We start from the raw sequence: 12,200 nt of genomic DNA on the forward strand, positions 1-12,200 counted from the left end.
CGGGCGGCGAGCGCACGGCGGGCCGATCGGCGTAAGCTCGCGCTATCCGCCCAGCCGGCCGCCGTCCCGCCGCCATGTCGCTTTCCGTCTTCGACATCCTCGCCGAACAACGCATCGCCGAAGCCCTGAGGCGCGGCGAGTTCGACCGTCTGCCCGGTGCCGGGCGGCCGCTGGTGTTCGACGAGGAGCCATTGCTGTCGGCCGAGCAGCGCATGGCCAACCACATCCTCAAGAACGCCGGCATGGCACCGCCGGAAATCGGCCTGCGCAAGGAGATCGCCGCACTGCGCGCGCAGCTGGAAACGCTGGAGGGCGAGGCGCGCGAGCGGGTGCGGCGCGAACTCGGGCTGCTCATCCTGCGGTTGGCGGAAATGCAGCGGCGCTGAGCTCGGTCATCGTTCGCCAGCGCTGCCGGCTGCGGTCTGCAGCGCCGAAGGTGCGTCAGCGCAGGCGTTCGAAGTCTTCCGCCATGCGCCGGCGCAACGCGGCGTCGGGCAGCGTCCCGGCGAGTGCGCCCATGTTCTCGTGCATGTGCGCCGGCTGCGAGGTGGCGGGAATGGCGCAGGTCACCGCCGGATGCGAAATGACGAACTTGAGAAAGACCTGCGCCCAGTTCGCACAGCCGATTTCCGCCGCCCAGCCCGGCAGCGGCTTGCCGCGCACGCCGTCGAACAGCCGGCCGCCGTCTAAGGGCCGGTTGATGATGACAGCGCAGCCGCGTTCGGCCGCCAGCGGCAACAGCCTTTCCTCGACTTCGCGGTGCGCGATGTTGTAGGTGAACTGCACAAAATCCAGGCGCTCGCGCCGCATGATGCGCTCGAACGCGGCATGGCGGCTGCCATGCGAGGTGGTGATGCCGATGTAGCGCACCCGGCCGTCGGCCTTCATGCGCTGCAGCGTCGGCAGGTGGGCCTCCCAGTCCAGCAGGTTGTGGATCTGCATCAGGTCGAAGCGCGGCAGCCCCCATAAGGCCAGCGAGCGCGCCATCTGCTGCTCGCCCAGCCACTGCCCCGGCGTCCACACCTTGGTTGCGGAAAACAGCGCCGCCGCGCCCGGGCTTTGCTGCAGCAACTCGCCCAATACCGCCTCGGCGCTGCCATACATCGGCGAGGAGTCGATCAGCCGTCCGCCGGCGGCGAAGAATTCCTGCAGCACTTGCCAGCGCGCGGTGCGCGCATCGGTGTTGCCGCGCCCGCTGCCGATGTCGAAGGTGATCCACGTTCCCATGCCGATGGCCGGCAGGCGTTCGCCGGTGGAGGGCACTGGACGTGACGATGCGGCGGACTGGGCCGCAGACCGGCGTGGCAAGCCCAGCATGCCCAGCGCCGCCAGCGCCAGAAAACGGCGCCGGCCGGCATGCGGCGGCAAGGGTGGCGGTGCGGGTTCGTCCATCCGCTGGGGTCCGGTGGGAGGTCCTGGTTCGACCGCCGTGACGCATGCGCGGTTCGGCCATGGTCATCCACGCGCGCAGCGCGGGAGCCGGGTACCCTGATTCAGCGGGCATCCCATCGATCCATCGTCACCGATGGCGTGCTCGCAGCCGCTGTTGGCGCCGCTCTCGATTGCGATCCTGCTTCTGTTCGGACCTCCCTGCCGTCGGGCCGGCTGGTGGCATCGTGGTGCCCCTCCGCCGATCCGGGGAGATCCGATGTCGTAGCCGCCCGATACCCATTTCACACAAGGCGATGAAATCGGCTTATCAATCCGTGATGAGTGGCATAGCATTCCGGCATCGAAATATCGCCGGCACCCGCGCACCGTCAGATGTTTATCCGGCAGACAGTGACCAGACCACGGCCGTCCCTCAGCAAGGAAGGACCGCCAGCGGCGCGGCCGTGCGATGAATGACCGGTGTGCCCGGCCATGAAACACAACGCACTCGCCATCCTGCTGACCGTCGCGCTCGCCGGCCTGCTCGGCGCAGGCCTGTGGTGGGACGCGCAGCGCAAACCCGTTGCGGTGCTGCCGGCCCCGACTGCAGCCGCGCCGACTGGTGGAACGGCAGTCCCGCAGGCTGTGCCGCGTCCTGTACCCGGCGCCAATGCACTTGTGCGCTGCGAGCACGCGGGCAAGGTCACCTACCAGGCCGCACCGTGCCCGAGCGGCGCACGGCAGGGCGAGCTTGCCGGCGGCACTTTCAGCATCGTCAATCCGCCCAAGGTCGTCCTCCCCCCGCCTGCGCCGGCCACCGCTACTGCGCGCGAGGGCGGCACGGTGGGCCTGATCGCACGGAACCCAAGCCCTGGGGAATTGAACGCAGGCCGGTGCGAATTGCTGGAGCGCGATATCGACCGGATCGACGAGGCCGCGCGCCGGGGCGGAAGCTCGCAGTATCAGGAGTGGCTGCGGGAGCAGCGGCGGCGGGTGAAGGACGAGATGTGGCGGTTGAAGTGCGGGTTTTGATATCGAGGCTGCAAAAGTCGATTAGCCGACGGCAACCACCGACGCGCTCAAAGCCGTCGCTTGTGGTATTCCGCGACCAGGACCTGGATCTTGAGCCGGATGATGTCGGCAAGCATGCGCATCTTCCTTTCATGCTCCTGATGGGCGATGTCGTAGATCTGCTTCTTCAGCGTTTCGTTGCCTTCGTCGGGCAGGCTCAGGGTCCATTCGGTGAAGAAGGCGTCATAGCTGTCGACCGTCTTGATCAGGTCGAACCGGATCTTCTCCCGCTCCTTGTCCGGGATGCCGGCCAGGGCCTTGTCGATGACGGCTTCGAGGTCCGAGCTTTGCTGCTTGTTCTGGACCGGGAACTGGATGACTTCGGACATGGGTTCCTCATTGACTGCGTGCAGGCATGACCGGCATCCGAATCAATTTTCGCGCCAATCGGCAAGTTGCTGATTTCGTTGGCAGGACAGAAGTGTGATGTGTCGTTCGTGACAAAGTCGCGCCTTGCGGATGTCGCAGAGGCCCCGAGATCGGGAGCGGAGGGGCACGCAGGTGAAGCGCTTCAGCGGTAAGGAAGTTGCAGTGCGGCTGCGTGCACCTGGGCCTCAGCCTGTCGTCACCCCGAAGCGTCGTTCCGCGTCCGCGAAGATGCGCTTGACCCTCTCGACGTCCCAGGCCTCCTCGGCCAGCGTTTCATGATCCCACTGGCTGCGCGGTTGTTCCGGCGCGAAGAAGTCGCCGCCATACACATGGATGGCGAGGGTCATCCTGCCGATGGGGTTGAGGACAGAGTGGATGGCATCGGGCGCGAGAGTGACCACGTCGCGCGCGCCCAGCGACGCGGCGCCGACGGCCTCGATGGACGCTGCCTTGCGGCGCCAGAAGACGTTGTCTTCGCGTCCGTCGTAGATGCCGACCACCGAGTACATCTGGTGGTTGTGGGGCATCAGGCTCATGCACGGTGCCCACACGAAGTGGATGATGGTGAGCGTCTTCGAGCGGTACAGGGGCGTGAGGCCGGCGTGGGTCGGCGGGCCGAGTTCGGCTGCGATGCGCGTGGGGTCGGAGACCGCCTCGGCGACGAGTTCGCGTATTGCAGCCTGCCCTTCGGCAGCGGCGGCGATGCAGTTCTGGATGAAGTCTTGCCTGTCGAACATGGCTTACCTCGCTCGGTCGGGCTGGGAGGTAAGTGAAGAATAGTCTTGCGCGGGCGATGGTGCCGGGGGATGTGGGGGCGGCGCCCGATGGGCGCCCCGAGGCGGGCTACAGCTCGTCCAGCCCCTCGTGCAGCCGTTCGGCGGCGCGCAGGCGATTGCCCGCCAGCACCTCCGGCCGCTGCGCCAGCGCCGACACCAGCAGGTTGAGCACGCTCATCGCCGCGGCGTAGGAGTCGAAGCGGCCCGATCCGCTGGTCTCGCAGGCGATGCGCCAGTTGGCGTCGACGTCTTTCGCCGGGGTGGCGGCGTCGGTCAGCACCAGCACCGGGATGCCGGCCTTTTTCGCCAGGCGGGCGATCTGCGCGACGATGGGCACGCGGCGGCGGAAGGCGAGGATCACCAGCATGTCGTCGGCGCCGAAGCCGGCGAGGTCTTCGCCCACGGTCTGGCCGGCCTGCGGCAGCAGGGCGACATGGTCCTTGAGCAGCACCAGCTGGCGGGCGAAGTACTGCGCCAGCGCATGGCTGTTGCGGTAGCCGACCACGCCGACGCGGCGCGCGCGGGCCAGCGTGGCGACGGCGGGTTCGACCACGCCGGCGGCGAGCTTCTCGAAGGTGAGGGCGAGGTTCTGCAGGTCGCGCCGCAGATGCTCGCCGAAGGCGTCGTCCGAGGTGGCGGAAAGGTCGGTTGCCACCTGGAAGGCAGGCGCACCCCAGCGTTGGGCCTCGCGCGCTTCGCGCCGCGCGGTGGCGAAGCCGTCGTAGCCCAGGCGCTGGATGAAGCGCGTCACCGCCGCCTTGGAGCTGCCGGCGATCTCCGCCAGCTCGGTGGCGGAGTGGGTGGCGAGCAGCGCTGGCTGAGCGGCGAGCAGTTCCGCCAGCTTGCGCTCGGAATCGGGCAGCGCCTCGGTGAGCGCTTCGATGCGTTCGTCGATCGGCTTGAAGCCCTTGCTGCGCTTGATGGCGGTGCTCCCGTTCATGATGGTGCCCGATCAGTGCGCCGGTTCGACCGGGCCCTTGGTGTCGACGATCAGGCGGTAGGTTTCCGGCTCGCGGTGCAGGCCGAAGTTGAAGACATTGTCCTTGAGCTCGCGGCAGCGGTCGAGGTCGCATTCCGCGGTCACCAGCTCGTCCTCCACCGTCGAGCACATCGCCACGATCTCGCCGGTGGGGGCGATGATGCAGCTCTGGCCGAGCAGGTCGCAGCCTTCTTCCTTGCCTGCCTTGGCGATGCCGACGATCCACATGCCGTTCTGGTAGGCGCCGGCCTGCAGCACCAGGTGGTTGTGGAAGCCCTGCAGGTGGTCGTGCTCCGGCACCGGCGGGTAGTGGATGGGGGTGTTGTAGCCGATGAAGGCCATCTCCACGCCCTGCAGGCCGAGCACGCGGTAGGTTTCGGGCCAGCGGCGGTCGTTGCACAGCGCCATGCCGAGGATGCCCCGGTGCGCGCCGACCTGGGTGCGCCAGGCGCCGAAGCCGAGGTTGCCGCGTTCGAAATAGCGCTTTTCCAGATGCTGGAAGGCGCGCCAGGGTTCGTGCTCGCGGTGGCCGGGCAGATGCACCTTGCGGTACTTGCCGACGATGGCGCCGGTCTTGTCCACCAGGATGGCGGTGTTGTAGCGATGCACACCGTCGGCTTCCTGCGCCAGTTCGGCGTAGCCGAGGTAGAAGCCGATGCCGAGCTTCTTCGCTTCCTCGAACAGCGGCAGGGTGTCGGGGCCGGGCATCTCGCGTTCGAACCAGGCGTCGATGTCGGTCTGGTCCTCGAAGTACCAGCGCGGGAAGAAGGTGGTGAGCGCCAGCTCGGGGAAGGCGACGGTGTCGCAGCCGCGCGCCTTGGCCTGGCGCATCAGCTCGATCATGCGGGCGACCACCTGGCGGCGGGTGTCGGAACGGGCGATCGGGCCGAGCTGGGCGGCGCCGACTAGGGTCTTGCGGCTCATGGGTGTTCTCCTGCGGGTTGGGTGCCGCCGGCCAGTTCGGTGAGAACGGCGAGCAGTACCTGGGCGCCGGCTTCGATGTGGCGGGCGTGGGTGTATTCGCGGACGTTGTGGCTGATGCCGTCCACGCTGGGGACGAAGATCATCGCGGTGGGGCAGACGGCGGCCAGCATCTGGGCGTCGTGGCCGGCGCCGCTGGGCATGCGCCGGGTGGCGAGGCCGAGGGCGCGGGCGTGGGTTTCGATGCGGTCGCACATGGCGGGGTCGAAGCGCACCGGCGCGAAGCGTGCCAGTTTGCGGGTGGAGATCTCCACCTTCTCGGCGTCGCGCAGCGCGTCCAGATGGGCGGCGAGCCGGGCTTCGGCGATGCGCAGGCGTTCTTCGTCGGTGTTGCGCAGGTCGACGGTGAGCACGGCACGGTTGGGCACCACGTTCACCAGATTGGGGAAGAATTCGATGCGGCCGACGGTGGCGACCTGGTCGCCGCCCAGTTCCTGTGCCAGCTCGCGCACGAAATTGATGATGGAACCGGCGGCCCAGCCGGCGTCGCGGCGCAGGGCCATCGGCGTGGTGCCGGCGTGGTTGGAGGTGCCGCGGATTTCGATCTCGGTCCACGAGATGCCCTGCACCGATTCGACCACGCCGATGTCCAGCCCTTCGCGGTCGAGCACCGGGCCCTGCTCCACATGCAGCTCGACGAAGGCGCGCGGCGCGGCGGCCGGCACCGGCGCCGGGCCGGCGTAGCCGATGCGGGCGAGTTCCGCGCCCACGCTGGCGCCGTCGATGCCGGTGGTGGCGAGCGCCGCGTCGAGCGCAAGGCCGCCGGTGTAGACCAGGCTGCCGAGCATGTCGGGTGCGAAGCGGGCACCTTCCTCGTTGGTGAAGAAGGCCACCGCCAGCGGGTGCTCGGTACTGAGGCCACCCTCGTTGAGCGCGGCCACCACTTCGAGGCCGGCGAGCACGCCGTAGTTGCCATCGAAGCGGCCGCCGGTGCGCACGGTGTCGATGTGCGAGCCGGTCATCACCGCCGGGCCATCGACGCGGCCGGCGCGCAGGCCGACCACGTTGCCGATGGCGTCCACCGTGACCGCGAGGCCGAGTTCGCGCATCCAGCCGCAGACCAGGTCGCGGCCGGCTCGGTCGGCATCGCTCAGCGCCAGCCGGGCGCAGCCGCCGCCGTCGATGGCGCCGACCTCGGCCAGCGCGGCGATGCGTCGCTGCAGGCGCTCGCCGTTGATGCGGGCGCTGCTCATGCCGCGCCCCGTTCGACCGCCTCGGCGCTGCGCCCGACCAGCTGTTCGTACAGCGCCGGGTCGGTGGCGCCTTCGCTGCCGAAGAACAGCACCCGGCTGTCCGGGCCGAGGCCGAGCGCGGCGGCGGTGTCGGGGCGGGCGGCGGCCATCAGCATGCCGGCCAGTCCGGCCACCGCGGATTCGCCGGCCACCACCGGAGTGTCGCCGTAGGGCGCGTCGGCCAGCAGGCGCATGCAGGTCACCGCGGAGGAATCCGGCACGGTGAGGAAGTCGGCGGCGCCGGCTTCGAGCACGTCCCAGGCGATCAGCGAGACTTCGCCGCAGGCCAGGCCCGCCATCAGGGTGTCGAGATCGCCATGCACCGCAGTGGGCGCGCCGGCCAGCGCCGAGGCGTAGAGGCAGGCGGCCTTGTCGGGCTCGACCAGCACCAGCCGGCCGCGGGCGTCGCCGAGGCGTTCCCACATCTGCGCGCAGACGGCGGCGGCGAAACCGCCGACGCCGCCCTGGACGAACACATGGGTAGGCGGCGCGGCTTCCGGCCACTGGCGCAGCGCCTCCTCGACCATCACCGAGTAGCCCTGCATCACGTCGCGCGGCACGTCGGTGTAGCCGGGATAGGAGGTGTCGGAGACGATGAACCAGCCGTTTTCCTTCGCCGCGGCGTCGGCGGCGCGCACCGCGTCGTCGTAGTTGCCGGCGGTGCGCACCACCTCGGCGCCGTAGCGGGCGATGGCGGCGCGGCGGCCTTCGGACACGGTGGCGTGGATGTAGATCACGCACTGGCAGCCGAACATCTGCGCGCCCCAGGCCACCGAACGGCCGTGGTTGCCGTCGGTGGCGCAGGCCACGGTGATGTTGCCGACGATGTCGCGGAAGCGGCCTTCGAGCAGGTCGCGGCTGCTGGCCTGCTGGCCGCTGCGGCGGGCGATCTCCTTCTTCAGCAGGCGCAGCACCGCGTAGGCGCCGCCGAGCGCCTTGAAGCTGCCCAGCCCGAAGCGCCCGGCCTCCTGCTTGTAGTGGATGGCGCCGACGCCGGCGGCGCGTGCCAGGCCGGGCAGGGCGATCAGCGGCGTGGGCGCGTAGCCCGGCCAGTCGGCAATTTCGGTCATCGCCTCGGCATGGGCGGCGAGGCTGAGGATGGGCTTGAGGCGGTCGGGGTAGGCGCCCGTCGCCGGGCGGCCGCTGCAGTGGGCCAGCGGCAGCGTGGCGAGGGTGTCGAGCAGGGCGGTGGCGTCGTGCATGTCTCGCCCGTCCTTACTTGGCCGCGTCCACCGCGTGCAGCAGCGCGCCGAGCATGTCCTCGCCTTCCTTGCCGAAGGTCTCGACGATGTAGCTCTTCACCGCCGGCTGGGCGGCGTCGCGGAAGGCGGCCTTCTCCTTCGGCGTGAGGGTGGTCACGGTCATGGTCTTGGCCAGCGTCGGCAGGCCCTTGTTCGACGCTTCGATGATGCGGCTGATGCCGCGGTTGGCGACGATGGCGCTCTTGGCTGCGTTCTTGACCACGGCCTGCTCGTCCGGCGTCAGGCTGTCGAAGAACTTGCGGTTGATCACCCAGACGTAGGGCGCGAACAGGTGGTCGGTGAGGGTGATGTGCTTCTGCACCTCGTTGAACTTGGCCATGGTGATGATGGGAACCGGGTTCATCTGGCCGTCGGCGACGCCGGTCTGCAGCGCGGTATAGACCTCGGCCCAGGCGATCGCCGCCGGCTGGCCGCCGAGGCTGGAGATCACCCGCTTGTGCGATTCCAGCGTCTGGGTGCGGATCTTCAGGCCCTTGAGGTCGTCCGGGGTCTTGATCGCCTTCTTCGAGTTGGTGATGGCGAAGAAGCCGCCGGAATCACCGAAGCCGAGCACTTCCATGCCGGTCTTCTTCTCGATGTCGGCGCCCAGCTTCTGGCCGAAGGGGCCGTCGAGCACGGTGTAGGTGGAGGAAATGTCGGGGAAGACGAAGGGCAGGTCGAGCACGCCTATCATCGGGTAGGCGCTGGCGAAGCCGCCCACCGAGAACACGCCCGACTGCACCAGGCCGGCCTTCACCTGCGACAGCACCTCGTTGTCCTTGCCGAGCTGGCCGTTGGGGAAGGTCTGCACCTTCACCGAGCCGCCGGTGCCGGCTTCGACCAGGTTCTTGAACACGGTGACCATCGCCCCGGTGGTGCTCTCGAAGGGGTCGTCGACGTTCAGGTGGTGCAGCTTGATGATCTTCTCCGCATGGGCGGGGGCGACGGCGAAGGCGAGCGAGACGGCAGCGGCGGTGAGCAGGGTCTTCAGTTTCATGGCGGGGCTCCAGGGTTTGCAGACTTAGTTGACGTAACCGAACCAGCGGGGGACGAGCAGGGTGAGGTCGGACCAGTAGGCGATCAGGAACAGGATCGCGACCTCGGCGAGGATGAAGGGGGTGAGCGCGCGGGCGATGCGTTCGAGCTTTTCGCCGGTGACCGAGCACAGCACGAACAGGCAGGCGCCCACCGGCGGCGTCATCAGCGAGATGTTGAGCGCCAGGATGATCATGATCCCGGCATGGACCGGCTCGATGCCCACGGCGGCGGTGAGCGGGCCGAGCACCGGGGCGAGGATGATCAGCGCGGCGGTGATGTCGAGGAACATGCCGACGATGAGCAGCAGCGCCAGGATCATGCCGATCACGCCGGCGCGGCTGTCGGTGATGGACAGCATGGCCTGGGCGATCATCTGCGGGATCTGGTGGAAGGTCAGCCACCACGACAGGATGGAGGCGGCGGCGATGATCAGGAACACCGCGCCGGTGATGCGCGCGGTGCGGATCAGCATGATGCCGACCTGCTTGAGGTCCAGCGTGCGGTAGATGACGAAGCCGACGAACATGGCGTAGGCCACCGCGATCGACGCCGCCTCGGTGGGCGTGACCACGCCGAGCAGGATGCCGCCGAGGATGATGGCCGGCATGGTGAGGCCGATCAGGCTGTCCTTGAAGCTCTTCAGGATGCTCGTCAGCGAGGGCCGGCCTTCGCCCTTGGGCAGGCCGAGCTTCCTGCCCAGCGCGCCGATCACCGCCATGCAGATCGCACAGATCAGCAGGCCCGGCACGATGCCGGCGGCGAACAGGCCGGCGATCGACACGCCCATGATGGAGCCGTAGATCACCATCAGGTTGGAGGGCGGGATGGTCGGCCCGATGATGGAGCCGGCGGCGGTCACCGCGCAGGCGAAGGGCTTGCTGTAGCCCTGCTTCACCATCGCCGGCACCAGGGTGTTGCCCATCGCCGCGGCGTCCGACACCGCAGCGCCGGTCATGCCGGCGAACAGCACCGAGGCCACCATGTTGGCGTGGGCCAGGCCGCCGCGCAGATAGCCCACCAGCGACATCGCGAAGGCGACCAGGCGCTGGGTGATGCCGGAGGCGTTCATCAGCTCGCCGGCCAGGATGAAGAAGGGCATGGCCATGAAGGTGAACATGTCCAGCCCCTCGAAGTAGCGCTTGGGCGCCATCGCCAGGAAGGAGGCGTCACCCAGTTGCAGCAGGCCGATGGCGCCGGAGATGCCCAGCACCACGCCGATGGGCATGCCCAGCAGCATCAGGCCGAAGAAGGCGATTGCGACGATCCACATGGTCGGGGTCTCAGTAGGGGGTGGCGGCCACTTCGGCACGCGGCAGTTCGACGAAATCGGTGAGGGTGCGCACACCGAACTGGAAGGCGGCGAGCGCCGAGGACACCGGCACCGCGGCGAAGGGCAGCTCCATCGACAGCCCGAACAGCGTGGAGAACTGGCTGCGTCCCTCTATCGCCATGTCGATGCCGTAGATGCACATGAAGGCGAAGAAGCCGACGCAGAGCAGGTCGATGACGAGCTTGAGGCCGCGCCGCACGGCGGCCGGCAAGAGGCCGGGGACCAGATCGAGGCCGACGTGCTCGCGCCACCAGGCGGCGCAGGACACCGCCAGCAGCGCCGCCCATATCATCAGGTAGCGGGCGAGCTCCTCGGTCCAGCTCAGGCCGCCCTCGCTGAGGTAGCGGGCGCCCACGCCCAGCCACACCACCAGCACCATGGCGGCGACCAGGCCGGCGCAGATCCATTCGACCACGCGGTTTACCTGGCGGCCGATGCATTCGACGCGCTGTGCAAGCGCAGACAAGGCCATGATGACTCCTGAATCTCGTGTAAGTGGATTGGGGGGCGCCGGTGCAGCGCTTCGAAATCACTCTAAAACACAAATTTCAGAATCGCAATAATGAAATTATTGTTCCTAAAACGGTGCATCGTGATGCTGCGCAGCACCATGATTGTGCGCTGCAAGATATTGAGAACAAAAAGAAAAACATGCTAGACGAAGGATGTGCCGGCGGACGCACTGAAACGGCGCATCGCCGCCGGGCCGGCGCTGCGCAAGCGTGGGCGTTAAAAATAACTTGCTATTAAATAGTGCGCTATGTATATTGTGATCCATGGACACCGGACACGACACCGCAGGCGCAGTCCCCGAGCTTTCCCTCAAGCTCGACGACCAGCTTTGCTTCTCGCTCTACGCCACCAGCCTGGCGATGAACAAGATCTACCGCAAGCTGCTCGGCCAACTCGGTCTGACCTATCCGCAGTACCTGGTGATGATGGTGCTGTGGGAGCGGGACGATGTCACGGTGTCGGAAATCGGCGAACGCCTGTATCTGGATTCGGCTACGCTGACGCCCCTGTTGAAGCGCATGGAGGCGATGGAATTGCTGACACGCGCCCGCGATGCCCGTGACGAACGCCAGGTCATCATCCGTCTCAGCGACAAGGGCCGGGCGTTGCGGAAGGCGGCGGTGCCGGTGCCGGGTTCGGTGTTCTGTGCGGCGGCCTGCCCGGTCGAGGAACTGGTGCAGCTCAAGGTGCAGCTGGATACCTTGCGCGAGCGTCTTGCCGCCGCGTGCGGGTGAGGCAGGGCAGATTGCTGTTGCAGTGCGATATATAAATAGTGCGCTATTTAATAGCGTGTAATGTGGTCCGGACGAACCACTCAACAACGTCCTATGTGCAGTACCCAAGCTCAAACCAGGAGTATTCAAATGGCTATCGAAAAAGTCCTCTACGTTGCCCATGCCAAAGCCACCGGTGGTCGTGACGGCCGTGCCGTGTCGTCCGACGGGGTGCTCGACCTCAGGCTCACCACGCCGCGCGAACTCGGCGGTGCCGGCGGCGACGGCACCAATCCGGAACAGCTTTTCGCGGCGGGTTACTCGGCCTGCTTCATCGGTGCGCTGAAGTTCGTCGCCCACCGCGACAAGGTCGCGCTGCCGGCCGATGTGGCGATCAACGGCAGCGTCGGCATCGGCCCCATTCCCACCGGCTTCGCCATCGAGGTGGACCTGGAAGTGTCGCTGCCGGGCATGGACCGCGACACCGCGCAGAAACTGGTGGATGCGGCCCACATCGTGTGCCCGTACTCCAATGCCACGCGTGGCAACATCGACGTGCGCCTCAGTATCGTCGTCTGATACCGGC

General features: G+C 67.7%; 15 protein-coding genes. 5 read left to right on the forward strand and 10 right to left on the reverse strand.

Annotation, left to right across the window (positions count from 1 at the left end; genetic code table 11):
* The first annotated feature begins 74 nt into the window (after window positions 1-74).
* Window positions 75-386 (forward strand): DUF1992 domain-containing protein, encoded by a 312-nt coding sequence (locus CJ010_RS02030; protein ID WP_141016492.1) that lies wholly within the window; start codon window positions 75-77, stop codon window positions 384-386.
* Between the two features lie 55 nt (window positions 387-441).
* Here CJ010_RS02030 and CJ010_RS02035 read toward each other — a convergent pair whose 3' ends face one another.
* Window positions 442-1,392 (reverse strand): aldo/keto reductase, encoded by a 951-nt coding sequence (locus tag CJ010_RS02035; RefSeq protein WP_205754876.1) that lies wholly within the window; start codon window positions 1,390-1,392, stop codon window positions 442-444.
* 471 nt (window positions 1,393-1,863) lie between these two features.
* On the opposite strand from CJ010_RS02035, the gene CJ010_RS02040 reads away from it, so the two are divergent.
* Complete coding sequence (locus tag CJ010_RS02040) at window positions 1,864-2,403, forward strand: hypothetical protein (protein WP_141016493.1); 540 nt, start codon at window positions 1,864-1,866, stop codon at window positions 2,401-2,403.
* Between the two features lie 47 nt (window positions 2,404-2,450).
* Here the strand turns inward: CJ010_RS02040 and CJ010_RS02045 are convergent, their stop codons facing one another.
* The 9 genes from CJ010_RS02045 to CJ010_RS02085 all read right to left on the reverse strand — a co-directional run bounded on the left by CJ010_RS02045 (window position 2,451) and on the right by CJ010_RS02085 (window position 10,860).
* Complete coding sequence (locus CJ010_RS02045) at window positions 2,451-2,771, reverse strand: hypothetical protein (protein ID WP_141016494.1); 321 nt, start codon at window positions 2,769-2,771, stop codon at window positions 2,451-2,453.
* 225 nt (window positions 2,772-2,996) lie between these two features.
* The gene (locus CJ010_RS02050; protein ID WP_141016495.1) at window positions 2,997-3,548 is read right to left on the reverse strand and encodes a hypothetical protein; all 552 of its coding nucleotides are present in this window, start codon (window positions 3,546-3,548) and stop codon (window positions 2,997-2,999) included.
* A 106-nt stretch (window positions 3,549-3,654) separates the two neighbouring features.
* The gene (locus CJ010_RS02055) at window positions 3,655-4,527 is read right to left on the reverse strand and encodes a MurR/RpiR family transcriptional regulator (RefSeq protein WP_141016496.1); all 873 of its coding nucleotides are present in this window, start codon (window positions 4,525-4,527) and stop codon (window positions 3,655-3,657) included.
* A gap of 12 nt (window positions 4,528-4,539) precedes the next feature.
* Window positions 4,540-5,490, reverse strand: a complete 951-nt coding sequence (locus CJ010_RS02060; protein WP_141016497.1) for an N-carbamoyl-D-amino-acid hydrolase — start codon at window positions 5,488-5,490, stop codon at window positions 4,540-4,542.
* Complete coding sequence (locus tag CJ010_RS02065) at window positions 5,487-6,740, reverse strand: Zn-dependent hydrolase (RefSeq protein ID WP_141016498.1); 1,254 nt, start codon at window positions 6,738-6,740, stop codon at window positions 5,487-5,489. The genes CJ010_RS02060 and CJ010_RS02065 overlap by 4 nt, the downstream gene beginning before the upstream one ends.
* Window positions 6,737-7,981, reverse strand: coding sequence for a diaminopropionate ammonia-lyase (locus CJ010_RS02070; RefSeq protein WP_141016499.1), 1,245 nt, complete (start codon window positions 7,979-7,981; stop codon window positions 6,737-6,739). The genes CJ010_RS02065 and CJ010_RS02070 overlap by 4 nt, the downstream gene beginning before the upstream one ends.
* 13 nt (window positions 7,982-7,994) lie before the next feature.
* Window positions 7,995-9,017: a DctP family TRAP transporter solute-binding subunit gene (locus tag CJ010_RS02075; protein ID WP_141016500.1), complete on the reverse strand. Its 1,023-nt coding sequence runs from the start codon at window positions 9,015-9,017 to the stop codon at window positions 7,995-7,997.
* A 24-nt stretch (window positions 9,018-9,041) separates the two neighbouring features.
* Window positions 9,042-10,328 carry a TRAP transporter large permease gene (locus tag CJ010_RS02080; protein ID WP_141016501.1) on the reverse strand — a complete coding sequence of 429 codons (1,287 nt, stop codon included), beginning with the start codon at window positions 10,326-10,328 and terminating at the stop codon, window positions 9,042-9,044.
* 10 nt (window positions 10,329-10,338) lie between these two features.
* A complete protein-coding gene (locus CJ010_RS02085; RefSeq protein WP_141016502.1) occupies window positions 10,339-10,860 on the reverse strand; it encodes a TRAP transporter small permease in 522 nt (173 codons plus the stop codon).
* 41 nt (window positions 10,861-10,901) lie between these two features.
* Here CJ010_RS02085 and CJ010_RS02090 point away from each other — a divergent pair, with 41 nt between their 5' ends.
* The 3 genes from CJ010_RS02090 (at window position 10,902) to CJ010_RS02100 (ending at window position 12,193) form a co-directional block, all read left to right on the forward strand.
* On the forward strand, window positions 10,902-11,138 hold the full coding sequence (locus CJ010_RS02090; protein ID WP_141016503.1) for a hypothetical protein: 237 nt from the start codon (window positions 10,902-10,904) through the stop codon (window positions 11,136-11,138).
* Between the two features lie 26 nt (window positions 11,139-11,164).
* Complete coding sequence (locus CJ010_RS02095; protein WP_141016504.1) at window positions 11,165-11,635, forward strand: MarR family winged helix-turn-helix transcriptional regulator; 471 nt, start codon at window positions 11,165-11,167, stop codon at window positions 11,633-11,635.
* Between the two features lie 129 nt (window positions 11,636-11,764).
* A complete protein-coding gene (locus tag CJ010_RS02100) occupies window positions 11,765-12,193 on the forward strand; it encodes an organic hydroperoxide resistance protein (RefSeq protein WP_141016505.1) in 429 nt (142 codons plus the stop codon).
* Window positions 12,194-12,200 lie beyond the last annotated feature (7 nt).

Source organism: Azoarcus sp. DD4 (assembly GCF_006496635.1).
In the GTDB taxonomy this organism is placed as follows: Bacteria; Pseudomonadota; Gammaproteobacteria; order Burkholderiales; family Rhodocyclaceae; genus Azoarcus.

What these genes read in the sequence shown, in the direction of transcription:
- CJ010_RS02080 (WP_141016501.1), bottom strand. Translation starts at nt 10,328, where the DNA reads ATGTGGATCGTCGCAATCGCCTTCTTCGGCCTGATGCTGCTGGGCATG.
- CJ010_RS02075 (WP_141016500.1), bottom strand. Translation starts at nt 9,017, where the DNA reads ATGAAACTGAAGACCCTGCTCACCGCCGCTGCCGTCTCGCTCGCCTTC.
- CJ010_RS02040 (WP_141016493.1), top strand. Translation starts at nt 1,864, where the DNA reads ATGAAACACAACGCACTCGCCATCCTGCTGACCGTCGCGCTCGCCGGC.
- CJ010_RS02050 (WP_141016495.1), bottom strand. Translation starts at nt 3,548, where the DNA reads ATGTTCGACAGGCAAGACTTCATCCAGAACTGCATCGCCGCCGCTGCC.
- CJ010_RS02060 (WP_141016497.1), bottom strand. Translation starts at nt 5,490, where the DNA reads ATGAGCCGCAAGACCCTAGTCGGCGCCGCCCAGCTCGGCCCGATCGCC.
- CJ010_RS02035 (WP_205754876.1), bottom strand. Translation starts at nt 1,392, where the DNA reads ATGGACGAACCCGCACCGCCACCCTTGCCGCCGCATGCCGGCCGGCGC.
- CJ010_RS02055 (WP_141016496.1), bottom strand. Translation starts at nt 4,527, where the DNA reads ATGAACGGGAGCACCGCCATCAAGCGCAGCAAGGGCTTCAAGCCGATC.
- CJ010_RS02070 (WP_141016499.1), bottom strand. Translation starts at nt 7,981, where the DNA reads ATGCACGACGCCACCGCCCTGCTCGACACCCTCGCCACGCTGCCGCTG.
- CJ010_RS02095 (WP_141016504.1), top strand. Translation starts at nt 11,165, where the DNA reads ATGGACACCGGACACGACACCGCAGGCGCAGTCCCCGAGCTTTCCCTC.
- CJ010_RS02100 (WP_141016505.1), top strand. Translation starts at nt 11,765, where the DNA reads ATGGCTATCGAAAAAGTCCTCTACGTTGCCCATGCCAAAGCCACCGGT.
- CJ010_RS02030 (WP_141016492.1), top strand. Translation starts at nt 75, where the DNA reads ATGTCGCTTTCCGTCTTCGACATCCTCGCCGAACAACGCATCGCCGAA.
- CJ010_RS02045 (WP_141016494.1), bottom strand. Translation starts at nt 2,771, where the DNA reads ATGTCCGAAGTCATCCAGTTCCCGGTCCAGAACAAGCAGCAAAGCTCG.
- CJ010_RS02085 (WP_141016502.1), bottom strand. Translation starts at nt 10,860, where the DNA reads ATGGCCTTGTCTGCGCTTGCACAGCGCGTCGAATGCATCGGCCGCCAG.
- CJ010_RS02065 (WP_141016498.1), bottom strand. Translation starts at nt 6,740, where the DNA reads ATGAGCAGCGCCCGCATCAACGGCGAGCGCCTGCAGCGACGCATCGCC.